At 71.7% G+C, this 23,140-nt stretch carries 17 protein-coding genes and 2 rRNA genes; 10 read left to right on the top strand and 9 right to left on the bottom strand.

The window, feature by feature from the left end; genetic code table 11:
* Positions 1–94 (top strand): 23S ribosomal RNA (locus tag GPA10_RS08835); the annotation flags it as partial.
* A gap of 89 nt (positions 95–183) precedes the next feature.
* Positions 184–300: ribosomal RNA gene (rrf, locus tag GPA10_RS08830) — 5S ribosomal RNA — on the top strand.
* A gap of 80 nt (positions 301–380) precedes the next feature.
* On the opposite strand, the gene GPA10_RS08825 is transcribed toward rrf, so the two are convergent.
* The 7 genes from GPA10_RS08825 to GPA10_RS08795 all read right to left on the bottom strand — a co-directional run bounded on the left by GPA10_RS08825 (position 381) and on the right by GPA10_RS08795 (position 7,812).
* Positions 381–1,523 carry an RNA polymerase sigma factor gene (locus GPA10_RS08825; protein WP_343040553.1) on the bottom strand — a complete coding sequence of 381 codons (1,143 nt, stop codon included), beginning with the start codon at positions 1,521–1,523 and terminating at the stop codon, positions 381–383.
* A 77-nt stretch (positions 1,524–1,600) separates the two neighbouring features.
* Positions 1,601–2,008, bottom strand: coding sequence for a YciI family protein (locus GPA10_RS08820; protein ID WP_157164907.1), 408 nt, complete (start codon positions 2,006–2,008; stop codon positions 1,601–1,603).
* Between the two features lie 109 nt (positions 2,009–2,117).
* Positions 2,118–3,428 carry a DUF58 domain-containing protein gene (locus GPA10_RS08815; protein WP_157164906.1) on the bottom strand — a complete coding sequence of 437 codons (1,311 nt, stop codon included), beginning with the start codon at positions 3,426–3,428 and terminating at the stop codon, positions 2,118–2,120.
* Entirely contained in the window at positions 3,428–4,408 is a 981-nt protein-coding gene (locus GPA10_RS08810; protein ID WP_425505701.1) for an AAA family ATPase, read from the bottom strand. Before GPA10_RS08810 ends, GPA10_RS08815 begins: the two co-directional genes overlap by 1 nt.
* Positions 4,408–5,769: a DUF4350 domain-containing protein gene (locus tag GPA10_RS08805; protein ID WP_157164904.1), complete on the bottom strand. Its 1,362-nt coding sequence runs from the start codon at positions 5,767–5,769 to the stop codon at positions 4,408–4,410. The genes GPA10_RS08810 and GPA10_RS08805 overlap by 1 nt, the downstream gene beginning before the upstream one ends.
* Entirely contained in the window at positions 5,766–6,464 is a 699-nt protein-coding gene (locus GPA10_RS08800; protein WP_058852103.1) for a DUF4129 domain-containing protein, read from the bottom strand. The genes GPA10_RS08805 and GPA10_RS08800 overlap by 4 nt, the downstream gene beginning before the upstream one ends.
* A 31-nt stretch (positions 6,465–6,495) precedes the next feature.
* Positions 6,496–7,812, bottom strand: a complete 1,317-nt coding sequence (locus GPA10_RS08795) for a glycerophosphoryl diester phosphodiesterase membrane domain-containing protein (RefSeq protein WP_157164903.1) — start codon at positions 7,810–7,812, stop codon at positions 6,496–6,498.
* 173 nt (positions 7,813–7,985) lie between these two features.
* Here GPA10_RS08795 and mtnA point away from each other — a divergent pair, with 173 nt between their 5' ends.
* The 7 genes from mtnA to GPA10_RS08760 all read left to right on the top strand — a co-directional run bounded on the left by mtnA (position 7,986) and on the right by GPA10_RS08760 (position 17,665).
* Positions 7,986–9,188 carry an S-methyl-5-thioribose-1-phosphate isomerase gene (gene mtnA, locus GPA10_RS08790; RefSeq protein WP_157164902.1) on the top strand — a complete coding sequence of 401 codons (1,203 nt, stop codon included), beginning with the start codon at positions 7,986–7,988 and terminating at the stop codon, positions 9,186–9,188.
* A 212-nt stretch (positions 9,189–9,400) separates the two neighbouring features.
* Entirely contained in the window at positions 9,401–10,090 is a 690-nt protein-coding gene (mtrA, locus tag GPA10_RS08785; RefSeq protein WP_189176211.1) for a two-component system response regulator MtrA, read from the top strand.
* Between the two features lies 1 nt (position 10,091).
* Positions 10,092–12,455, top strand: coding sequence for an MtrAB system histidine kinase MtrB (mtrB, locus tag GPA10_RS08780; RefSeq protein ID WP_157164901.1), 2,364 nt, complete (start codon positions 10,092–10,094; stop codon positions 12,453–12,455).
* Entirely contained in the window at positions 12,445–14,307 is a 1,863-nt protein-coding gene (locus tag GPA10_RS08775) for an LpqB family beta-propeller domain-containing protein (RefSeq protein ID WP_484600344.1), read from the top strand. Before mtrB ends, GPA10_RS08775 begins: the two co-directional genes overlap by 11 nt.
* 640 nt (positions 14,308–14,947) lie before the next feature.
* Complete coding sequence (locus tag GPA10_RS08770; protein WP_425505693.1) at positions 14,948–15,706, top strand: ComF family protein; 759 nt, start codon at positions 14,948–14,950, stop codon at positions 15,704–15,706.
* A 315-nt stretch (positions 15,707–16,021) separates the two neighbouring features.
* Complete coding sequence (gene hpf / locus GPA10_RS08765; RefSeq protein ID WP_425505692.1) at positions 16,022–16,714, top strand: ribosome hibernation-promoting factor, HPF/YfiA family; 693 nt, start codon at positions 16,022–16,024, stop codon at positions 16,712–16,714.
* 207 nt (positions 16,715–16,921) lie between these two features.
* Entirely contained in the window at positions 16,922–17,665 is a 744-nt protein-coding gene (locus GPA10_RS08760; protein ID WP_058852083.1) for a response regulator, read from the top strand.
* Between the two features lie 126 nt (positions 17,666–17,791).
* On the opposite strand, the gene GPA10_RS08755 is transcribed toward GPA10_RS08760, so the two are convergent.
* Both GPA10_RS08755 and GPA10_RS08750 read right to left on the bottom strand, forming a co-directional pair.
* Positions 17,792–19,057: a winged helix-turn-helix domain-containing protein gene (locus GPA10_RS08755; protein ID WP_425505700.1), complete on the bottom strand. Its 1,266-nt coding sequence runs from the start codon at positions 19,055–19,057 to the stop codon at positions 17,792–17,794.
* A gap of 236 nt (positions 19,058–19,293) precedes the next feature.
* Entirely contained in the window at positions 19,294–19,884 is a 591-nt protein-coding gene (locus GPA10_RS08750; protein WP_058852082.1) for a GNAT family N-acetyltransferase, read from the bottom strand.
* A gap of 239 nt (positions 19,885–20,123) precedes the next feature.
* On the opposite strand from GPA10_RS08750, the gene secA reads away from it, so the two are divergent.
* On the top strand, positions 20,124–22,946 hold the full coding sequence (gene secA, locus GPA10_RS08745) for a preprotein translocase subunit SecA (protein WP_343040537.1): 2,823 nt from the start codon (positions 20,124–20,126) through the stop codon (positions 22,944–22,946).
* Positions 22,947–23,140 lie beyond the last annotated feature (194 nt).

Raw genomic sequence — 23,140 nt, 5'->3', positions numbered from 1 at the left:
AGGCTCCCAGTAGACGACTGGGTTGATAGGCCAGATATGGAAGCCCTGTGAGGGGTGGAGTTGACTGGTACTAATAGGCCGAGGGCTTGTCCTCAGTTGCTCGCGTCCACTGTGTTGGTTCTGAAACCATGAACAACCGTCGTAGCCTTTTGGTCACGGCTCCGGTTGACAGTTTCATAGTGTTTCGGTGGTCATAGCGTGAGGGAAACGCCCGGTTACATTCCGAACCCGGAAGCTAAGCCTCACAGCGCCGATGGTACTGCAGGGGGGACCCTGTGGGAGAGTAGGACGCCGCCGAACTCATTTTGAGAGAAAACCCCCGCACCTCACGGTGCGGGGGTTTTCTGCGTTGTTGCCGTTATCGGCCATTTAGTTATCGGCTACTTACGGCGGGCGTTGAGACGAGCCGCCTGGCGTGTCAGATGCGCGCGTTCGGCAAGGTTCGACGCTTTCTCTGCGGCCTCGCTGTACAACCTGGCTGCCAGCATCACATCGCCGTCGCGTTCGTGCAGGTACGCCGCCACCGCGGCATAGCGGGACAAGGAATCGTCCAGCGCTTCGAGCGCTGCCAGGCCGGCGCGCGGGCCGTCGGCCTCACCGACGGCCACCGCCCGGTTCAGCCGGACGACGGGACTGTCGGTCAACCGAGCCAGCTCGTCGTACCACTCGACGATCTGCACCCAGTCGGTCTCCTCGGCGGCAAGCGCGTCCGCGTGCAGGGCCGCGATGGCGGCCTGGGCCTGGAACTCGCCGAGGCGGTCGCGGGCGAGAGCCGTCTGCAGGATCGCGATGCCCTCGGCGATCGACCCGGTGTCCCACAAGCTGCGGTCCTGCTCGGCGAGCGGCACCAGACCCCCGTCCGGTGCCACCCGGGCAGCGCGGCGGGCGTGGTGGAGCAGCATGAGGGCGAGGAGCCCCGCCACCTCGGGGTGGTCGATCGAGGCCGCCAGCTGCCTGGTGAGGCGGATGGCCTCGGCGGCCAGGTCGACGTCACCGGAATAGCCCTCGTTGAAGACCAGATACAGGACACGCAGCACCGTGGCGACATCGCCGGCCCGGTCCAGACGTACGCCGGAGACGGTGCGCTTGGCCCGGCTGATGCGCTGAGCCATGGTTGCCTCGGGCACCAGGTAGGCCTGGGCGATCTGGCGGGTCGTCAGGCCGCCTACTGCGCGCAGCGTGAGCGCGACCGCGGACGACGGTGTCAGCGAAGGGTGGGCGCACAGGAAGTAGAGCTGGAGCGTGTCGTCCACCGAAGGCGTGGGGCCTGGGTCCGGTTCCTCGTCGACGAGGTCCTCACGCCGACGGCGGGCGACGTCCGCCCGGGTCGCGTCGAGGAACCGGCGCCAGGCCACGGTGACCAGCCAGCCCTTCGCGTCCCGCGGCGGGTCGGTGGGCCAGACGCGGACGGCCTCGACCAGCGCGTCCTGGACGGCGTCCTCGGCCGCCGCGAAGTCGGCTCCGCGACGGACGAGGACGCCGAGCACACTCGGCGTGAGGCTCCGGAGGAGGGTGTCGTCCACTTCGGCAGTCACCGGGTCGTCACTCCGTAGTCGGTCTGTAGTCGAGCCGTAGTCGGGCCGTAAGGGGGGTGCGGCCGTCACTCCGTGATGGTGGGCGGGTTGCTGTAGAAGGGGCGCAGCTCGAGCCATTCGTGGATGGGCTTGCCGCCCGCTCCGGGGGCGGCGGACAGTTCCCCGGCGAGTTCGACGGCCCGTTCGTAGCTGTCGACGTCGATCACCATCCAGCCGGCGATGAGGTCCTTGGTCTCGGCGAACGGGCCGTCGGTGACGGGCGGGCGGCCCTCGCCGTCGTAGCGGACCCAGGTGCCCTCGGGGGCGAGCGCCTGGCCGTCGACGAACTCGCCGGTCCCCTCCAGGCGGGCCGCGAAGTCGTGCATGTACTTCATGTGGGCCGAGACCTCCTCCGGCGTCCACTGGTCCATACAGACGTCGTTCACCGGGGCCGGGGCGCCGCGGTAGTGCTTGAGAAGCAGGTACTTGGCCATGGTGCTCTCCTCGGTTCTCGTGCGACCCATCTTCGTCGCGTTCAGAGCGGGGACGGAGCCGATCACGGGTTCTCGACAGCACCGCCGAGATTCTCTTCGGAAACTTTCCTCAGAGGCGGCCGGCCGCCTTCATGGACAGGTAGGCGTCCGCCAGCGCGGGCGCCAGGTCGTCGGGGGTGGCGTCCACGACTGTCACGCCGTACCGGGTGAGCTGTTCCGCGGTACGGCGGCGCTCCGCCTGGGCCTGGGCCGCGGCCGCGGCGTCGTACACGGCCTCCGCCGAACCCCGGGCCCCGGCCATCTCCGTGATGTGCGGGTCGGCGACCGAGGCGACGAGGACGGTGTGGCGCTGGGTGAGCCGGGGGAGCACCGGCAGCAGGCCCTCTTCGATGGGGGCCGCTTCCAGGCTGGTGAGCAGGACGATCAAGGAGCTGCGGGGAGCGGCGCGCAGCGCGGTGGCGGTCAGGCCGCGGGCGTCCGTCTCGACGAGTTCGGGCTCCAGCGTGGCCAGGGCGGTCACCAGCGAGGGCAGGACGTCGCCTGCCGCCTTGCCCTGGACCAGGGCGCGTACCCGGCGGTCGTGGGCGAGGAGGTCGACGCGGTCCCCGGCACGCGAGGCGAGGGCGGCGAGGAGGAGGGCCGCGTCCATGGACGCGTCGAGGCGCGGGGCGTCGCCGACCCGGCCCGCGGAGGTGCGGCCGGTGTCGAGGACCAGGAGGATGTGGCGGTCGCGTTCGGGGCGCCAGGTGCGGACGGCCACCGCGGACTGGCGGGCGGTGGCGCGCCAGTCGATGGAGCGGGTGTCGTCCCCGGGGACGTACTCGCGCAGGCTGTCGAACTCGGTTCCCTGACCGCGGATCAGGACGCTGGTGCGGCCGTCGAGTTCCCGCAGGCGGGCCAGTTTGGACGGGAGGTGCTTGCGGCTGGTGAAGGGCGGCAGGACACGGAGTGTCCAGGGGACGCGGTGGCTGCCCTGCCGGGTGAAGAGGCCGAGAGGCCCTCGCGAGCGGATCGTGACGCGGTCGGCCCGGTGGTCGCCGCGACGGGTGGGGCGCAGGCGGGTGGTGAGGCGGCGGCGCTCCCCGGGCGGTACGTCCAGCCGGTTCCTGGAGGCGGTCACCTCGGTGCCCGGCTGCCAGCTGCTCGGGGGCCAGGCGTCGCGGAGTTCGCCGCGCAGCGGGCGGGCCGTGGGGTTGGTGACGGTGAGCTGGACGTCCGCGGGTTCGCCGAGGCGTGTGGTGGTGTCGCCGGCACGGGTCAGCCGCAGTCGGCGTACGGGGGCGGCGAGAGCGAAGTCGCAGGCGCAGGCCAGGGCGAGCGGGACGTTGACGGCGAGGAACCCGGTCCAGGACGGCGCGACGACGCCCACGGGGAGCGAGCCGATGGCCGCCAGGAGGGCGGTGCGGCCGGTGACCGGCATCAGCGGGGTACCGGGACGTGCGCGAGGATCGCGGTGATGACGGAGTCGGCGGTCACGCCCTCCATCTCGGCTTCGGGGCGCAGTTGGACACGGTGGCGGAGCGCGGGCAGGGCGAGCGCTTTCACGTCGTCGGGGATGACGTAGTCGCGGCCCGTCAGCCAGGCCCAGGCGCGGGCCGTGGAGAGCAGTGCCGTGGCCCCGCGCGGGGAGACGCCGAGCGTGAGGGACGGCGATTCGCGGGTGGCGCGGCAGACGTCGACTACGTAGGCGGTGATTTCGGGGGAGACGGTGGTCTTGGCGACGGCGGCGCGGGCCGCTTCCAGGTCGTCGGGTCCCGCGACGGGGCGTACGCCGGCGGCGCGCAGGTCGCGTGGGTTGAAGCCGTCGGCGTGGCGCGTCAGGACGTCGATCTCGTCCTGCCGGGAGGGCAGCGGAACCGTCAGCTTCAGGAGGAAACGGTCCAGCTGCGCTTCGGGGAGGGGGTACGTGCCCTCGTACTCGACGGGGTTCTGGGTGGCGGCGACGAGGAACGGCTCGGGCAGGGGACGCGGGGTGCCGTCGACCGTGACCTGGCGTTCCTCCATCGCTTCGAGGAGGGACGACTGGGTCTTGGGCGGGGTGCGGTTGATCTCGTCGGCGAGCAGCAGGTTGGTGAACACCGGGCCCGGCTGGAAGGAGAACTCCGTGCTGCGGGCGTCGTAGACGAGGGATCCCGTGACGTCGCTCGGCATCAGGTCGGGGGTGAACTGGACGCGCTTGGTGTCGAGTTCGAGGGAGGCGGCGAGGGCCCGCACGAGCAGGGTCTTCGCGACGCCGGGGACGCCTTCGAGCAGGACGTGGCCGCGGCAGAGCAGGGCCACGACGAGGCCGGTCACGGCGGGGTCCTGGCCGACCACGGCCTTGGAGATCTCGGTGCGCAGGGACTCCAGGGCGGAGCGGGCGCCGCCGGAGCTCCCGGCGTTGTCAGTGGTCGGGTCCATCATGAACCACGTACCTCACTTTCGAGGGCGTCGAGTCGGTCGGCGAGGGCGGTCAGGTCCGCGTCGTCGGTGGGCGGCGGGCCGAAGAGGAGAGCGTGCGGGTCCTGGCCGGGGCTGTGCAGCCGGCCGGCCAGGGCGGGCAGGAGCGCTTCGGGCGTGTGGGCTCGAGCGGCGGGGACGCCGACGAGGGGGGCGAGTCGGGTGCGGGTGGCGGAGCGAAGAGCCGAGGCGGCGCGGTCGCGGGCGTTGGCCTTGCGGTAGAGGCGGGCGCGGCCTTCGGCGGTCTCGGAGGCGCGGATCGCGACGGGGAGTTCTTCCGGTACGAGGGGGCCGAGGCGGCGCGCGCGCCACAGCGCCGCGAGGACGGCGGCGACGGTGAGTTGCAGCGTGCCCCAGAGCCAGCCGGACGGGATCAGGTCGAAGAAGCTGTCGTCGTCGGCGGTGTCGTCGAGCGCGTCGTCGGAGAGCGAGGGGAGGTACCAGACCACATGGGGCCGGGAACCCAGGAGTTGCAGGGCGAGCGAGGCGTTGCCGTGCTCGTCGAGGCGGTCGTTGAAGAGGATGTCGGGGGCACCGAGGATGACCGTGTCCCCGCGCGCGGGGGGCTCGGAGGGGGCCTGGTTGCCCTTCTGGGGTGCGTGCTCCGCCTTGTTCTTCGGGGGGCCCGCCGCGCTGTCGCCGGTCTTCGGAGGCACGTCCGTCGAGGGGACGTCCTTCGAAGGGACGTCCTTCGCGCTCGTCGCCGGGAGGTGCAGGAGGCTGGGGAGGCCGTCGTCGAGGTAGCAGGCCTCGGCGCCCGGGACGAGCGTGTCGTAGCGGACGCCGCCCACGTCGGCGGACCCGGCGCGGCGCGCCGCGGGCAGGGCGCAGTCCGGGGAGAGCGTCGAGTCGAAGCTGGCGGCGGGGTCCGCGGTGACTCCGGGCGCGAGTTTCGACACCGACGGGGAGCCTGGGGCGACGAGGACCGTGCGGCCGCCGGAGTCGACGGTGGCGTCGTGCAGGCGGGACTGGCGGCGGTCGTCGAGCAGGTCCGGGTCGGCCACCAGGAGGGTGGTGTCGGGGCCCGCGGCGTCCCCCGCCTCCTTGACGGTGGTCACGACGCGTGTGGACACCCCCCGGTCGGCGAGGAGTTCGGCGACGGCTCGGCTGCCCTGGGAGTCGGCCGAGCGGGGGTCCAGACGGCCGTGCCGGTCGCCGGAGCGGACGGCCGCGATGGCGACGGCGGCCACCAGGAGGACGACGACGGCGAGGGCGATGCCGCGGGAGCGGGTCCACAGCTGCCGGGGGGTGGGGGCGGTGGACGTGGACGCGGTGCCGGAGTCCGCGACCGAGGGGATCCGGGCCCGCGGGGACTCCGTCATCGGACGGCCCCCCAGGAGGTGCCGCCGGACGGGGCGTCGGGTGCGCCGGTGAGGAGCGGCTTGGCGCGCTCCAGGTCGTGGTCCAGGTCGGCGAGCAGGCGGTACGAGGACTCCGTGGCCGAGCGGCCTCCGTACGTCACGTCGTCGAACTCCCGGGCGGCGGCGTGCAGGCGGTCCTGGTGGTCGGGCAGGGGGCGGGAGGCCTCCGCGGCGGCCTCGTCCGCGGTGCGGCCGGGGCGCGGGTCGAGCAGGGCACGCTCCTCCAGGGAGCGCACGACGGCCCGCATGCGCTCCTGGAGGGCTTGGTTCCAGTGGCCCTGGGCGGCGTGCGCCTCGGCGGCGGAGCGGTGTTCGGCGGCGCTGCGGGGGCGGTCGTCGAAGAGTGCCGCCGACCTCGCGGGGGCGCGGCGCGGGGTGCCGAGGCGCCACCACAGGGCCGCGGCGACCGCCACCACCGCGAGGCCGATGACGAGGAGGCCCACCGTGCCGCCCGGTGCCGCGCCCGACGCCGCCGAGAACAGGTCGTCGACGAACTCCCAGAAGCGGTTCAGGGCGCGCTGGAAGAGGCTCGGGTCGTCCTCCTGGTACATCGGCTTGGACAGCTCGCGTTCGGCCGCCTCCCGCGCGGGGTCGCGCGGGATCGTCACCGGAGGTTCGTCTCCGGTGCGGGGCAGCCGTGAGACCGCGCCGAGCATGCCGAGAACCACCCCCGCCGGCGTCACCGCATCAGCTCCCCGGTGTGCCGGGAGCGTCGGAGGTGCCGTGGCCCGGCACGCCGGCGGCGCGGGCGAGTTCGAGGTCGAGGGCCTCGCGGCGGATCCGCTGGTCGATGTAGAGCAGCACGGTGACACCGGCGGTGATCGGGAACGTCAGCATGGAGCCGATCACCTGCCCGACGCCGCTGACGATCAGGAAGGTCCAGCCGACCTCGCTGCCGCTCGCGTCCAGCAGGTTGGAGACGCTGTCGCCGCTGAGCGCGCCCGCGATGAGCGTGAACGGGATGACGATGATCGACGCGACGACGTTCGCGATGACCGCGGCGAGCAACTGGATGCCGAAGACCCGCCACCAGGAGCGGCTGACCAGCTTCCCGGACCTGGCCATCGCCTTCTTCAGGCCCTGCTTCTCCAGCATCAGCGCGGGCGAGGACAGCGAGAGGCGGACCATCAGCCAGATGGCGACGACGCCCGCGGCGATGCCGCCGATCACGGCGAGCGCGATGCCCCCGTCCTCGGCCCCGGCGACGGCGATCAGGATGCCGGGCAGGGTGCCCGCGGCGACGACGCCCACGGCGATGAGGGGGAGCAGCAGCGTCAGGCCGATCAGCTTCCCGAGCAGCGGCCGGGAGTCGTGCCAGGCCTCCGTCGTGGTCACGGACTTCCCCAGGACGGCGCGGCTGGTGACCATCGTCAGCAGGGCCGTCGCGACGATCGTGCCGAGGAGAGTGATCACGAGGACGGCGCCGGAGCTCAGGAGCGTGTCCCAGAGCGCACGCGTGACCTCGCCGGTGGTGGCGCTCGGGTCGTCGAGGGCCTCGGTGTTGGCGGCGTCGTTGAGGACGAGCCCCTGGAGCAGGACGACGAGGACTTCCGTGACGACGGCGACGGTCAGCGAGATGCCGAGGACCGTGCGCCAGTGGGTGCGCATCGTGGAGACGGCGCCGTCGAGGATCTCGCCGACGGCGAGCGGACGCAGCGGGATGACGCCGGGCTTGGCGGCGGCGGGCGGGCCCTGCCAGTTGCCCCAGCCGCGGTAGGGGCCGCCGGGGCCGCCCTGGCCGCTGCCCCAGCCGGGGCCGCCCTGGCCGCCGGGCCCGCCGGGGCCCGCTCCCCAGCCCTGGCCGGGGGGCGGGGGCGGAGGTGGGTTCTGGCCGGAGGCGGGCGCGCCGGGCGCGGACCACTGGGCGGGCGGCGGCTGCTCCTTGGACCACTTCGAGCCGGAGCCGTTCGGCTGGTCCTGCGGCTCGTCGGACCCCTTCTTGGCGGGGTCGGGTTCGTCGGAGGGGGCGGATCCGGGCGAGGCCCAGCCCGGAGTGTCGTTCATCGTCGCTCCTTCGCAGTGCCCGTCCGCGGTCGCGGCGGCGGGTTGGCTGCCATCGTGCCACGGGGCGGTCGCCCGGGGACCCGGCGCGGTGGCCGCCGACTCGCCGCCGCGACCGTGTGCTGCCCGGGCTGCGCACCTTCTATTGTCCGTCGGGTAGCGGGCAGACTGGGCGGATGGCTGATCACTACGCGCAATCCGGCGAGTCCGTACGGCCGTCCGCGACCCCGGCGGCCCCGGTGCCACCGGTGGCCTCTCCACAGGCCGCCCTGCCCGGGGTCCCCACGATCCGCTGGGACGAGCCCCCGGAGGGGCCCGTCATCGTCCTCCTCGACCAGACCCGGCTGCCGGCCGAGGAGAGCGAGCTGGTGTGCACGGACGCGCCCGCCCTGGTCCAGGCGATCAGGACTCTCGCGGTGCGCGGGGCGCCGGTGCTCGGCATCGCCGGGGCGTACGGCGTGGCGCTCGCCGCGGCCCGCGGCTTCGACGTGGACGAGGCCGCGGACGCCCTCGCGGGAGCGCGGCCCACCGCGGTCAACCTGGTGTACGGAGCGCGCAGGGCCCAGGAGGCGCACCGCGCGGCCGTGGCCCGGGGCGCGGACGGGCCGGAGGCGGCAGCCGCGGCTCTCGCCGCCGCGCGGGCGCTGCACCGGGAGGACGCCGAGGCCAGCGCGAGGATGGCGGTGCACGGCCTGGCGCTGCTCGACGAGCTGATGCCGGGCGGTGGGCACCGGGTCCTCACCCACTGCAACACCGGGGCGCTGGTCTCCGGGGGCGAGGGCACGGCGTTCGCGGTGGCGCTCGCCGCGCACCGCGAGGGACGGCTGCGCAGGCTGTGGGTCGACGAGACCCGGCCGCTCCTCCAGGGTGCCCGGCTGACGGCGTACGAGGCGGCGCGCAACGACATGCCGTACACGCTCCTGACCGACAACGCCGCGGGTTCGCTGTTCGCGTCCGGTGAGGTGGACGCCGTACTGATAGGCGCGGACCGCATCGCGGCCGACGGTTCGGTGGCCAACAAGGTGGGGAGCTATCCGCTCGCGGTCCTCGCCCGCTACCACCACGTGCCGTTCATCGTGGTGGCGCCGGTGACGACGGTGGACATGGGCACCCCGGACGGGTCCGCCATCGAGGTCGAGCAGCGGGCAGGGCATGAGGTGACCGAGGTCACGGTGCCGTTCGTTCCGGTGGCCGGAGCGGAGGCGGGAGGGGGAACAGCGGTGGCGCCGTTGGGGACGCAGGCGTACAACCCGGCGTTCGACGTCACCCCGCCCGAGCTGGTGACGGCCATCGTCACGGAGGAGGGTGTCGTCTCCCCCGTGACAGCCGGCGGGCTGGCCGAGCTGTGCGCCAGGTCGGCTCAGGTGACGATCGGCTGATCGGCCGACGGGGGTCGTTGTCGGCCCCACCGGCGTGGAACGGCCCCTCCGCCAGGGACGCGGGGCGGTGGAGGGGCCGTGTGCAGAGGGGCCGTACCGGTGCGCTCCGCGCCGGTCGGTGGACATGGGCGCGCGGTGGCGGGCACACACGGTTAATCACGCTGGTCAGTGACCTATCTCACCACCGTGTTCGCTGCCGTTATGAGAATGGGATGATGTCAGGCATGAAGGGACGAGTCCTTGTCGTCGACGACGACACCGCACTGGCCGAGATGCTCGGGATTGTGCTGCGTGGTGAAGGTTTTGAGCCGTCGTTCGTGGCCGATGGCGACAAGGCGCTGGCTGCTTTCCGTGAGGCCAAGCCCGATCTGGTGCTCCTCGATCTGATGCTTCCCGGCCGGGACGGCATCGAGGTGTGCCGTCTGATCAGGGCGGAGTCCGGGGTGCCCATCGTTATGCTCACGGCCAAGAGCGACACCGTCGACGTGGTGGTCGGCCTCGAGTCGGGAGCCGACGACTACATCGTCAAGCCGTTCAAGCCCAAGGAGCTGGTGGCCCGCATCCGTGCGCGGCTGCGCAGGTCCGAGGAGCCCGCGCCGGAGCAGCTGGCCATCGGTGACCTGGTCATCGACGTGGCCGGGCACTCCGTGAAGCGGGACGGGCAGTCGATCGCGCTGACGCCGCTGGAGTTCGACCTGCTGGTCGCGCTCGCCCGCAAGCCGTGGCAGGTGTTCACGCGCGAGGTGCTCCTGGAGCAGGTCTGGGGCTACCGGCACGCGGCCGACACCCGTCTGGTGAATGTGCATGTGCAGCGGCTGCGCTCCAAGGTCGAGCGGGACCCCGAGCGGCCGGAGATCGTGGTGACCGTCCGTGGCGTCGGTTACAAGGCCGGACCGAGCTGAGATGTCGCGGGACAGTTCCTCTCCGGCGCCCGGCGAACCGGGAGCGCGGCCGGGGCGGGCTGTACGGCCGCCGCGGCGGGGGCCCCGCTTCGGGGCGCTCGTCGACAGCGGTCTGATGCTGCAGGGCGGCGTGCAGGGCAGCAGCCCCCTGCTGCGGCTCTTCACACGCTGGGTGCGCCGCCCGCTGCTGCCGATGATGCGGCTGTGGCGGCGCAACATCCAGCTCAAGGTCGTCGTCACGACGCTCCTGATGTCCCTCGGAGTGGTGCTCCTGCTCGGGTTCGTCGTCATGAGCTCGGTGAGCAACGGCCTGCTCAAGGCCAAGGTGAACGCGGCGCAGAGCCAGGCGGACGGGGGATTCCGCGTCGCCCAGGAGCAGGCGAACAGCGCCCACCAGCCCGCCACCCAGGGCGTCGACACGCCCGACGGCCCCACGGGGCAGAACGCCGCTGTGTGGCTGTCGGAGCTGGTCGAGCAGCTCGCGAGCGGCGGCCAGAACGCCTTCTACGTGGTCACGCTCAGCTCCAACGCCGGTGACGGCGGCAGCGTGCGCGGACCGCGCGCCTCCGGCGGTGTGGACCCGATCCAGAGCGTGCCCGAGGAACTGCGCGAGCAGATCGACGGCGGCACGCTCGCCTATCAGAGCAACACGCGCATCGACTTCATCGACCACCGTGACTCACAGCCGGGCCTACTGATCGGCAAGCAGCTGAGCGACAACAACGGGGACTCGTACCAGCTCTACTACCTCTTCCCGCTCACGCAGGAGGAGGAGTCGATGAACCTGGTGCGCGGCACCCTCGCCACGGCGGGACTCTTCGTGGTGGTGCTGCTCGGCGCCATCGCCTGGCTGGTGGTGCGGCAGGTCGTGACGCCCGTACGGATGGCCGCCGGGATCGCCGAGCGGCTGTCCGCGGGCCGCCTCCAGGAGCGGATGAAGGTCACCGGAGAGGACGACATCGCGCGCCTCGGGGAGGCCTTCAACAAGATGGCGTCGAACCTCCAGCTGAAGATCCAGCAGTTGGAGGAGCTGTCGCGGATGCAGCGCCGGTTCGTCTCCGACGTGTCGCACGAGCTGCGGACGCCGCTGACGACCGTACGGATGGCGGCCGACGTCATCCATGAGGCACGGGTGGACTTCGACCCGATCACGGCCCGCTCCGCGGAGCTGCTCGCCGATCAGCTCGACCGCTTCGAGTCGCTGCTCGCCGACCTCCTGGAGATCAGCAGGTTCGACGCGGGAGCCGCTGCCCTGGAGGCCGAGCCGATAGACCTGCGCGAGGTGGTGCGGCGCGTCGTCGGCGGGGCCGAGCCACTGGCGGAGCGCAAGGGCACGCACATACGCGTCGTCGGCGACCAGCAGCCCGTGGTCGCCGAGGCGGACGCGCGGCGCGTCGAGCGGGTGCTGCGCAATCTCGTCGTCAACGCCGTGGAGCACGGCGAGGGCAGGGACGTGGTGGTGCGGCTGGCGGCGGCGGGCGGCGCGGTCGCCGTCGCGGTGCGGGACTACGGGGTCGGCCTCAAGCCGGGCGAGGCGACCCGGGTGTTCAGCCGCTTCTGGCGGGCCGACCCGGCACGCGCGCGTACCACCGGCGGTACGGGCCTCGGGCTCTCCATCGCCCTTGAGGACGCCCGTCTGCACGGCGGCTGGCTGCAGGCCTGGGGCGAGCCGGGCGGCGGCTCCCAGTTCCGGCTCACGCTGCCGCGTACGGCGGACGAGCCGCTGCGGGGTTCGCCGATACCGCTGGAACCCGACGACTCGCGGCGGCGGCGCAGCCTGAACGGCGCGGGGCTCCCGGTCGGCGACGGCTCCAAGCAGGCCACGGTGCCCCATCAGGCGCCCGCGGACCGGGTACCGCCACCGGTGCCCGCGAAGGCTCCCATAGCGCCGAGGCTGGCCCGCGCGGCCGCGCTCGACGTCGACCCCACCGCGCTGCCGGGCAACGGAGCGCGGGTGGTGCCGCGGCAGGGCTGGGAGGACTCCGGGGCCACGGCTGCCCCGCAGGGCGGCGGCGCGCACCCGGGCGCGGGCGCGGCACCTGGCACAGGGGCCTCCGCGGACACGGATGCGGGCGCCGCACCTGGCACACGGGCCTCCGCGGACACGGATGAGGATGCGGGCGCGGGCGCCGCAGACGCAGCCGCGGTAGCAGATGTAGATGCATACGCATACGCAGACGCAGGAGCGGGCCCGAAGCTCGGAGCAGCCCCGGAGGCCGGAGCAGCCCCGGAGGCCGGAGCGGGCCCGGAGGCCGGAGCGGGCCCGGAGGCCGGAGCGCGCTTCGACGCCGGAGCGCGCTCGGACCCGGCAGAGCGCTCGGATACCGCTACGGGCAGGGAAGAGGAGGCCTCGCGTGGGCGGTGAGGGTCAAATAAGGGGGCGCGCGCGTCGGCTGCGCGCCAGTCTTGTGCTCGTCGCGTGCGGCACGCTGATCGCCGGCTGCGCCTCGATGCCCGACGAGGGCAACATGAAGAAGGTCGACGCCTCGCAGCGTCCCGACTCGCAGTCCCAGGTACGGGTCTACGCGATGCCGCCGCCCGAGGACGCGGGTGCCGTGGACATAGTCCAGGGCTTCCTGGAGGCGCTGACCAGCGATGATCCCGACTTCGCCATCGCCCGCAAGTACCTGACGAAGAAGGCGTCCAGGAACTGGCACCCGGAGCGCTCCACCACGGTGCTCGCGGACGGCCCGAACACGGTCGCGGACAACGTGGCCAACAGCAACGAGGGCGAACGTACGTACTCGCTGACCGGCCGCAGGCTCGCGACGGTCAACGAGCAGCGCGCGTACAGGCCCGACTCTGGGAACTTCAAGCAGGCCATTCATCTCAAGCAGCTGAACGGGTCGAACGGTCCGGTGTGGCGCATCGACTCCCCGCCTGCGGGGGTCGTCCTGGGTGAGTCCGACTTCGAGCGCAACTATCAGGCCGTCAACAAGTACTACTTCGCATCGCCTCCGAAGGGCCTGAGCGGGGCCCGGCAGGTCGGCACCCAGCCGGGGCTCGTCGCGGACCCCATCTACGTACGCCAGCGCATCGACCCGCTCACCGAGACGGTGAAGGCGCTGCTCGAAGGGCCGAGCAACAGGCTCGACCCGGCGGTCCGCACGGCGGTCCCCATGGGTGCGGGGCTGGCCTCCGGCACCAAGTCGCTGACGCCCGACGACAAGAACAAGCTGGTCGTGCCGCTGAACGCGCGGGGGGACTCGCTCGTGCACGAACAGTGCAAGCAGGTGGCCGCCCAGCTTCTCCACACGCTCCAGGACCTGCCCTCTTCCGGGGTCGAGCAGGTGGAGCTGCAGCAGAAGGACGGCTCGCCGCTGTGCGTGCTCGGCAAGGACCGCGCGGAGACCGTCGTGCCGCACGGGGCGGACCTCCCGGCCTACCAGTACTTCGTCGACGACAAGCGGCGCCTGGTGCGGATGCCCGGCAACGCGGGCAGCGACGCCGGGCCCGAGCCGGTGACGGGGCCGTTCGGCGACGGCGAGCAGCCGCTGCGCTCGGCGGCGGTCTCGCGCGACGAGGAGCGCGCGGCGGGGGTGTCGCTCGACGGGCGCCGTCTCTTCACCGCGTCCGTGGTGTCGAAGGGGTCGCTGGACGGCCCTGAACTGCGTTCGCGGGCCAAGTCGGAGAAGGACGGCTTCTCGACGCCGAGTTGGGACGGCCGCGGCGACCTGTGGGTGGCCGACCGGGACCCGCAGCGGCCACGGCTGCTGTGGCTGGCGGCGGGTACGGGCGAGCCGGTGCAGGTCAGGGTGCCCGACCTGGACGGGCGCATCGAGGCGGTGCGGGTCGCGGCCGACGGGGTGCGGGTCGCGCTGCTCGTGCGCAAGGACGGCAAGACGTCACTGCGCATCGGCCTGATCGAATGGGCCGAGGGCAAGGGCGGGCAGCCCGACATCTCCGTCGTGGAACTCCTGGAGGCGGCCCCGCAGATGGAAGAGGTCACCGCCATGTCCTGGGCGGGCCTCAGCCGTCTCGTGGTGGTCGGGCGCGAGTCCGGTGGTGTGCAGCAGATGCGGTACGTCCAGTGCGACGGGTCCGCGCGGACGGGGGCGACGCTGCCCGGCCTCACGGGCGTGAAGGAGATCGCCGCCTCCGAGGACGAGCGGCAGCCGCTGGTGGCGCACTCCGACGACGGCATCGTCCGCCTGCCGTCGGGCGCGCAGTGGCAGACGGTGGTCAAGGAGGGGCGGACGCCGGTCTATCCCGGGTGAACGCGTGTCTGCCCGTCCCGGCTGAACGCCCGTCTGCCCGTTCCGGGGCGACGCCGGTCTGCCCGTCCCGGGTGGCGGCATCACTGGTGGGGCGGGCCGCCTCTGGTGGGGCGGGCTTGTTCAGGCCGGTGAGCGGCGTCAGCGAGGCACGCGGCTGGGGTACGCGATGAGCCGCGTCCCTGAGGCACACCGCTGAGGCACGTCGGTGGGCTGTGCCGGTGAGCTGTGCCGGTGAGCGGCTCCGGTGAGTCGGTCCGGTCAGGCCGAACGACGGCGCCGGGGCAGCTTTCGTGATGCCGGGATGGTTCCGCTCCGCCGCAGCTCCCGTGATGCCTGGACGGTCCAGCTCCGTCGCAGCTCAAGCGGGGTGTGACGAGTTATCCACAGGTAGTTTTCCACAGGGGTGGCAGCGCGGCGGGCGCGTTGGCAGAGTGGGGACATGCGGGGGTGGTGGCGGGACCTCACGGATCTGGTGCTGCCGGCCGACTGCCCCGGCTGCGGGGCGCCGCGCGTGGCCCTGTGCGCCGGGTGCCGGTCCGCGCTGAGCGGGGCGGCGCCGCGCGGAGTGCGGCCGGATCCGTGGCCGCGGGGTCTGCCGGCGGTGCACGCGGCCGCGCCGTACGGGGGAGCGGTGCGGGCGGTGCTGCTCGCGCACAAGGAGCGGGGCGCGCTGCCGTTGGCCGAGGCGCTCGGTGAGGCGCTGGCGGGTGCGGTGCGGGCCGCGTTGCGGAACGCGGGTGCGGGCCAAGTCGAGGGCGGACCGGTGCTGCTGGTGCCGGTGCCGTCGGCGCGGCGGGCCGTGCGGGCGCGGGGGCACGACCCGGTGCGGCGGCTGGCGCTCGCGGCGGCGGGGCGGCTGCGGCGCGCCGGGATGCCGGTGAGCGTGCTGTGCGTGCTGCGTCAGCGGCGTGCGGTGGCGGACCAGGCGGGGCTCAACTCCCGGCAGCGGCAGCTCAACCTGTCGGGGGCGCTGGAGGTGGCGCCGGATGCCGGACGGCTGCTGCGGGGCGCGGGCCGGATCGTGGTGGTGGACGACCTGATGACGACAGGCGCGTCGTTGGCTGAGGCGGCCCGAGCATTGAGGGGCGTATGTGGCGTACACGGGGTAGTCGATGGAGGAGGAGGCACGACGGCAGGTGTGACGGGTCGGGTCGGCGGGACCGGAGCGGGAACACCCGAGGTCGGGCCGAGAGCACCCGGTATCGGACGGAGAGCGCAGCGGAGAGCACAGGTGACGGCAGAGCGCCAGATGGGAAACCGGCCAAGCCGCGACCGCGGGGACGATCGCGTGCGCCGGACCGGGAAAGCCCGTCCGGCCAGCGGAATGTCTCGCTCGGACGCCATCCTTGCCGCAGTCGTCGCCGCGTCCACGGCTTCTTTCGAAATAAACCGGAACTGAGCGGAGAGTTTCATCGTTGCAGGTAGTGAGAAGGCTTATCCACCCGAATGGAGGTACGTGTCAGTAGAGGGTGACGACATCCGTCCGGGCGAGATATGTTCGGTTGTGAGGAACGGTGGACACCGCCCCTCGCATATCGGAATGCCGACCTCTGGGTTTTCTGCAATCACCCGGGGACGGTGGGGTGGAGATCTTGCCCATGGGGGAGGAGGAGGTGGAAGTCACCGAGTCCGAGGCTCCGGGAGTTTCCGGAGTCTGGTGCAAGAGGGAGATGCTCCGCCGAAGCAGCGGAGCGATCCGGGAACGGAGTTCTGCGTGGACATCGTCGTCAAGGGCCGCAAGACCGAGGTGCCCGAGCGGTTCCGCAAGCACGTGGCCGAGAAGCTGAAGCTGGACAAGATCCAGAAGCTCGACGGCAAGGTGATCAGCCTCGACGTCGAGGTGTCCAAGGAAACCAACCCGCGCCAGGCCGACCGTTCCGACCGTGTGGAGATCACCGTCCGGGGACGCGGGCCCGTGATCCGCGCGGAGGCCTCGGCGGCAGATCCGTACGCGGCGCTCGACCTGGCCACCGCCAAGCTCGACGCATCGCTGCGCAAGCAGCACGAGAAGCGGCACAACCGGCGCGGAGCAGGCAGGCTCACCGCCGCCGAAGTGGCCGCCCGGGTCCCGGACGCGGCACATCTGAACGGGGACGGCAGCCTGGTCCGCGAGGAAGAGCCGGAAGGCGTGCCCACCACCAGGATCGGCTCCCTGGAGATCCAGGGCGAGGGGCCCCTCGTGGTGCGCGAGAAGACCCACGTGGCGGCGCCCATGTCCCTGGACCAGGCGCTGTACGAGATGGAACTCGTCGGGCACGACTTCTATCTGTTCATCGACTCCGAGACCAAGGAACCCAGCGTCGTCTACCGGCGCCACGCCTACGACTACGGCGTCATCCACCTCAACACCGACCCCATGGTCGCCAAGGCCCAGTCGGCCGGCGGAGGCAGCGCCCTCGGCGGCTGACGGCTGCTGGAGGCGCCCGTCGGAGCGCACGGACCGGTGCCCCTGGAGCGCATGTGCGCCCCCAGGGGCACCCGCGTGCGACCACTGCGGGCACGACCGGGGGGCAGGGCATGGAATCATGGGCGCGACGGCTCAACCCACTTGACTCTGCCTAGGGTTGGCGCAGCCGAGGCAAGAGACGGGCCCTGGCCTTCAGGGGGAGGAACGATGGCGGACAGCTTCGGACCGATGCGGAGCGACGGTGCCGGTGACGGCATCGGCATCGGCACGGACGCGGGCGCCCCGCGCAAGGAACCCATCCGGGTCCTCGTGGTGGACGATCACGCACTCTTCCGCCGCGGCCTGGAGATCGTCCTCGCCGCCGAGGAGGACATCCAGGTGGTCGGGGAGGCCGGTGACGGCGCCGAGGCCGTGGACAAGGCCGCGGACCTGCTGCCGGACATCGTGCTGATGGACGTGCGGATGCCGAAGCGCGGCGGTATCGAGGCGTGCACCTCCATCAAGGAAGTGGCCCCCAGCGCGAAGATCATCATGCTGACGATCAGCGACGAGGAAGCGGATCTCTACGACGCGATCAAGGCCGGGGCGACCGGATATCTCCTCAAGGAGATCTCCACGGACGAGGTGGCCACCGCCATTCGCGCCGTGGCCGACGGGCAGTCGCAGATCAGCCCGTCGATGGCGTCCAAGCTGCTCACGGAGTTCAAGTCGATGATCCAGCGCACGGACGAGCGCCGTCTCGTGCCCGCGCCCCGGCTGACCGACCGGGAGCTGGAAGTGCTCAAGCTCGTCGCCACGGGGATGAACAACCGCGACATCGCCAAGGAGTTGTTCATCTCCGAGAACACCGTGAAGAACCATGTGCGCAACATCCTGGAGAAGCTGCAACTGCACTCCAGGATGGAGGCCGTGGTGTACGCGATGCGGGAGAAGATTCTTGAGATTCGGTGAGTCGGGTTCCTGAGGTCCCGTGGGTCGGGTGCTTGGGGCCCGTAAGTCGGGTTTCTGGGCTCCGTGGGTCGGGTTTCTGGGGTTCGGTGCGCCGGGTTCGGTGCGTCGGGGCGCGGGCGGTGAGGGTCAGCTGACGGCGCGGACCAGGTCCGCCGTCAGCTCGGGGCGGTCGACGCGCTCGACGCGTACCGAGTCGCAGCCCACCCACCGCGCGGCCTCCAGGAGCGCCTGCGCCACCCCCTGGACCGCCTTCGGGCCGTCCAGGGACACCTGCTTGGCGACCAGCGTGCTGCCCTCGCGGGCGGGGTCCACGCGGCCCACCAGTCGGCCGCCCGCGAGCACCGGCATCGCGAAGTAGCCGTACACCCGCTTCGGCTTGGGGACGTACGCCTCCAGGCGGTGGGTGAAGCCGAAGATCCGCTCCGTGCGCGCACGCTCCCAGATCAGCGAGTCGAACGGCGACAGGAGCGTCGTGCGGTGGCGGCCGCGCGGGGGTGTGGCCAGCGCCTGCGGGTCGGCCCAGGCGGGCTTGTCCCAGCCCTGCACGGCCACCGGGACCAGGCCCGAGTCTGCGACGACGGCGTCGAACTGCTCGCCCTTGAGACGGTGGTAGTCGGCGATGTCCGCGCGCGTGCCGACGCCCAGGGACTGCCCCGCCAGGCGGACGAGGCGGCGCAGGCACTCCGCGTCGTCCAGGTCGTCGTGCAGCAGGGCGTCGGGGACGGCGCGCTCCGCGAGGTCGTACACCCGCTTCCAGGAGCGGCGCTCCGTGCACACCACGTCGCCGTACATCAGGGCGCGCTCGACGGCGATCTTGGAGTCGGACCAGTCCCACCACTCGCCCTTGTTCTTCGCGCCGCCCAATTCCGTGGCCGTCAGCGGGCCTTCGGCGCGGAGCTGCTTGATCACCTGGTCGTAGGCGCCGTCCGGCAGGTGGTGGTGCCAGTGCGGGCGGGAGCGGTAGGCGCGGCGGCGGAAGGCGAAGTGGGGCCATTCCTCGATGGGGAGGATGCAGGCGGCGTGCGACCAGTACTCGAAGGCGTGGGTGTCCGTCCAGTACGCCGACTCGACGGTGGGGCGGCCCACCGCGCCCAGGCGGGCGTACGGGATCAGTTCGTGGGAGCGGGCCAGGACGGAGATCGTGTCCAGCTGGACCGCGCCCAGGTGGCGCAGGACGCCGCGCACTCCTGCTCTGCGATCGGGGGCGCCGAGGAAGCCCTGGGCGCGCAGGGCGATGCGGCGGGCCTCGTCGGCGGTGAGGGTGGCTTCGGGGCGGTGCGGGGTCGGTCCGCCCTGTGCGCTCTGCGTGTGCGGTCCGCTCGGCGTGCGCGGTCCGCCCGGCGTGCTCGGCGTGCTCGTCATGGTCGGAACCATAGGGGGAGGTACTGACAGGGGTGGGGGTGCGGGTGCCCCGGTGCGGGTGCGGGTGCGGGTGCGGGTGGGTGGGGGCCTCGCGGGGCGCCCCAGGCCCGCCCCTTTCCCGAAACCATGGGCTGCCGCCCCTGGACCCCGCCTCATCGGCCTTCGGCCTCGTCCTCAAGCGCCGGACGGGCTACAGAGACATCGGCCTTCGGCCTTGTCCTCATGCGCCGGGCGGGCTACAGAGACATCGGCCTTCGGCCTTGTCCTCATGCGCCGGGCGGGGTTGTTCCCGCTGGTGGGAGGTACGGCTGGGGAGACGTGAGGTCCAGGTCCGATGGGAGGAGGGAGGCGATCCAGGTGTCTCGTAGGGTGCCCTTGTTGAGGAGGGCGGCGCGGAGGGTGCCCTCCATGGTGAAGCCCGCTTTCTCGGCGACCGCGCGGGAGGCCGTGTTGCCGACCTCGGCGCGCCATTCCAGGCGGTTGCAGCCGAGGCGCGTGAAGGCCCAGTGGGCGAGGGCGTGGACGGTCTCCGTCATGTAGCCGCGGCCCCGGTGTTCCTTGCCGGTCCAGAAGCCGATCTCCCAGCTGCCCGCGCGCGGGTGGTGCAGACTGGTCGCCGCGAGCAGCGGGCCGCCCTCACGGGGACGCACGGAGAAGGTGTACTCCATGTCCAGGCGCCAGCCGTCGGGGACCATGCGGCCGATGAAGCCCTCCGCGTCCGCGCGCGCGTACGGTGAGGGCATCGTGGTCCAGCGCTGGATCTCGGGGTCCTGGCAGGCCGCGTACACCTCTTCGGTGTCGGCGGGGGAGAAGGTGCGCAGCAGCAGGCGCTCGGTGGTCAGGGTGACGGGCTCCATCGGCCGATTCTGCTGGGGGCGGACGAGGAGACGCCAGTTCTTTGTGCCTACGGGCTTTTGCGGGCTTTTCGTGCCCGGTGGCCGGAGGATTCCCGCGGCCGGAGCGGCACCTTCACGGGTGCCCGTCCGTTGACGTCATGGCAGACCTCCCGGGGCGGCCGGGTCCTCGCATACGATGGCCGTTGCCCGACGAGTAAAACCGACCGTGCCAGGCCCGACCGGCAAGGAGACCAACCCCCGTGTCCGTCCTCTCGAAGATCATGCGTGCAGGCGAAGGCAAGATCCTGCGCAAGCTGCACCGCATCGCGGACCAGGTCAACTCCATCGAAGAGGACTTCACCGCCCTCTCCGACGCCGAGCTGCGCGCGCTGACCGCGGAGTACAAGGAGCGGTTCGCCGACGGCGAAACCCTCGACGACCTGCTGCCCGAGGCCTTCGCGACGGTGCGCGAGGCCGCCAAGCGCGTCCTCGGCCAGCGGCACTACGACGTGCAGCTGATGGGCGGCGCCGCCCTGCACCTCGGCTATGTGGCCGAGATGAAGACCGGTGAGGGCAAGACACTCGTCGGCACGCTGCCCGCGTATCTGAACGCACTCTCGGGCAAGGGCGTGCACCTGATCACGGTCAACGACTATCTGGCCGAGCGCGACTCCGAAATGATGGGCCGCGTCCACAAGTTCCTCGGCCTGAGCGTCGGCTGCATCCTGGCGAACATGCCGCCGGCCCAGCGCCGCGAGATGTACAACTGCGACATCACGTACGGCACGAACAACGAATTCGGCTTCGACTACCTGCGCGACAACATGGCGTGGTCGAAGGACGAGCTGGTCCAGCGCGGCCACAACTACGCGATCGTGGACGAGGTCGACTCGATCCTCGTCGACGAAGCCCGTACGCCGCTGATCATCTCCGGCCCCGCCGACCAGGCCACGAAGTGGTACGGCGACTTCGCCAAGCTGGTCACCCGCCTCACCAAGGGCAAGCCCGGCGAGCCCCTCAAGGGCATCGAGGAGACCGGGGACTACGAGGTCGACGAGAAGAAGCGCACCGTCGCCATCCACGAGTCCGGCGTCGCCAAGGTCGAGGACTGGCTGGGCATCGACAACCTCTACGAGTCGGTGAACACCCCGCTCGTGGGCTATCTGAACAACGCCATCAAGGCCAAGGAACTCTTCAAGAAGGACAAGGACTACGTCGTCATCGACGGCGAAGTCATGATCGTCGACGAGCACACCGGCCGTATCCTCGCCGGCCGCCGCTACAACGAGGGCATGCACCAGGCGATCGAGGCGAAGGAAGGGGTGGACATCAAGGACGAGAACCAGACCCTTGCGACCATCACCCTCCAGAACTTCTTCCGGCTCTACGGCAAGCTCTCCGGAATGACCGGTACGGCCATGACGGAGGCCGCCGAGTTCCACCAGATCTACAAGCTGGGCGTCGTCCCGATCCCGACGAACCGGCCCATGGTCCGCGCCGACCAGTCGGACCTGATCTACCGCACCGAGGTCGCCAAGTTCGCCGCCGTCGTCGACGACATCGCGGAGAAGCACGAGAAGGGCCAGCCGATCCTGGTCGGCACCACCTCCGTCGAGAAGTCCGAGTACCTCTCGCAGCAGCTCTCCAAGCGCGGTGTCCAGCACGAGGTCCTGAACGCCAAGCAGCACGACCGGGAGGCGACGATCGTCGCCCAGGCCGGCCGCAAGGGCGCCGTCACCGTCGCCACGAACATGGCCGGACGAGGCACCGACATCAAGCTCGGCGGCAACCCCGACGACCTCGCCGAGGCGGAGCTGCGCCAGCGCGGCCTCGACCCCGTCGAGCACGTCGAGGAGTGGGCGGCCGCGCTGCCCGCCGCCCTGGAGAAGGCCGAGCGCTCCGTGAAGGCCGAGTTCGAAGAGGTCAAGGACCTCGGCGGGCTCTACGTCCTCGGCACCGAGCGGCACGAGTCGCGCCGTATCGACAACCAGCTCCGCGGCCGTTCCGGCCGTCAGGGCGACCCCGGCGAGTCCCGCTTCTACCTGTCGCTCGGCGACGACCTGATGCGTCTGTTCAAGGCCCAGATGGTCGAGCGCGTGATGTCGATGGCCAACGTGCCGGACGACGTGCCGATCGAGAACAAGATGGTGACGCGTGCGATCGCGTCCGCCCAGTCGCAGGTCGAGCAGCAGAACTTCGAGACGCGTAAGAACGTCCTGAAGTACGACGAGGTCCTCAACCGCCAGCGCGAGGTCATCTACGGCGAGCGCCGCCGCGTCCTGGAGGGCGAGGACCTGCACGAGCAGATCGTGCACTTCATGGACGACACCATCGACGCTTACGTCTCCGCGGAGACCGCCGAGGGCTTCGCCGAGGAGTGGGACCTCGACCGGCTGTGGGGCGCCTTCAAGCAGCTCTACCCGGTGAAGGTCACCATCGAGGAGCTCGAGGACGAGATCGGCGACCGTGCGGGTCTGACGGCCGAGTTCATCTCCGAGGCCATCAAGGACGACGTCCACGCGCAGTACGAGGCCCGTGAGGCGCAGCTCGGCTCCGACATCATGCGGGAGCTGGAGCGCCGCGTCGTGCTCTCCGTCCTCGACCGCAAGTGGCGCGAGCACCTCTACGAGATGGACTACCTCCAGGAGGGCATCGGCCTGCGCGCCATGGCGCAGAAGGACCCGCTGGTCGAGTACCAGCGGGAGGGCTTCGACATGTTCAACGCCATGATGGACGGCATCAAGGAGGAGTCCGTCGGCTATCTGTTCAACCTGGAGGTCCAGGTCGAGCAGCAGGTCGAGGAGGTGCCCGTGTCCGACGCGGCGCCCTCCCTCACCAAGGACGGCGCGCAGGACGCGGTGCCGGCCGGCGCCCCCCGCCCCGAGATCCGCGCCAAGGGCCTGGACGCCCCGCAGCGCCCCGACCGCCTGCACTTCCAGGCGCCGAACGCCGAGGGTGGCGTCGACGAGGGCGACTTCACGACCACCGACCAGCCCGCCGGTTCCACCACCGCCTCCGGCGACGGTCTGACCCGCGCGGAGCGGCGCAAGGCCCAGAAGGGCGGGCGTCGCCGCAAGAAGTAGCTAGCCGCAGCGGGGAGCGGAGACCGCTGTAGGGCTTGAGTGAGGGCCGGGCACCTGGGGGTGCCCGGCCCTCACTCTGTCGCGTGCGTTGTCGGCCTGCCGTGTGCCGCCTGCCGTGTGCCGCCTGCCGCCTGCCGTGTGCCGCCTGCCGTGTGCCGTGTCGGCGCCCGGGAGCGGTGGCCGGTGCGCGCCTG

Source organism: Streptomyces typhae (assembly GCF_009755605.1).
GTDB lineage: Bacteria > Actinomycetota > Actinomycetes > Streptomycetales > Streptomycetaceae > Streptomyces > Streptomyces typhae.
Note: the sequence above shows the minus strand (reverse complement) of the source record. Positions and strands in the feature narration are given on the sequence as shown.

Coding starts and splice junctions, on each gene's coding strand:
- mtrB (WP_157164901.1), top strand. CDS start 10,092: ATGTCGCGGGACAGTTCCTCTCCGGCGCCCGGCGAACCGGGAGCGCGG.
- GPA10_RS08805 (WP_157164904.1), bottom strand. CDS start 5,769: ATGACGGAGTCCCCGCGGGCCCGGATCCCCTCGGTCGCGGACTCCGGC.
- GPA10_RS08800 (WP_058852103.1), bottom strand. CDS start 6,464: ATGCTCGGCGCGGTCTCACGGCTGCCCCGCACCGGAGACGAACCTCCG.
- GPA10_RS08815 (WP_157164906.1), bottom strand. CDS start 3,428: ATGCCGGTCACCGGCCGCACCGCCCTCCTGGCGGCCATCGGCTCGCTC.
- mtrA (WP_189176211.1), top strand. CDS start 9,401: ATGATGTCAGGCATGAAGGGACGAGTCCTTGTCGTCGACGACGACACC.
- GPA10_RS08820 (WP_157164907.1), bottom strand. CDS start 2,008: ATGGCCAAGTACCTGCTTCTCAAGCACTACCGCGGCGCCCCGGCCCCG.
- GPA10_RS08810 (WP_425505701.1), bottom strand. CDS start 4,408: ATGGACCCGACCACTGACAACGCCGGGAGCTCCGGCGGCGCCCGCTCC.
- GPA10_RS08750 (WP_058852082.1), bottom strand. CDS start 19,884: ATGGAGCCCGTCACCCTGACCACCGAGCGCCTGCTGCTGCGCACCTTC.
- GPA10_RS08795 (WP_157164903.1), bottom strand. CDS start 7,812: ATGAACGACACTCCGGGCTGGGCCTCGCCCGGATCCGCCCCCTCCGAC.
- GPA10_RS08760 (WP_058852083.1), top strand. CDS start 16,922: ATGGCGGACAGCTTCGGACCGATGCGGAGCGACGGTGCCGGTGACGGC.
- mtnA (WP_157164902.1), top strand. CDS start 7,986: ATGGCTGATCACTACGCGCAATCCGGCGAGTCCGTACGGCCGTCCGCG.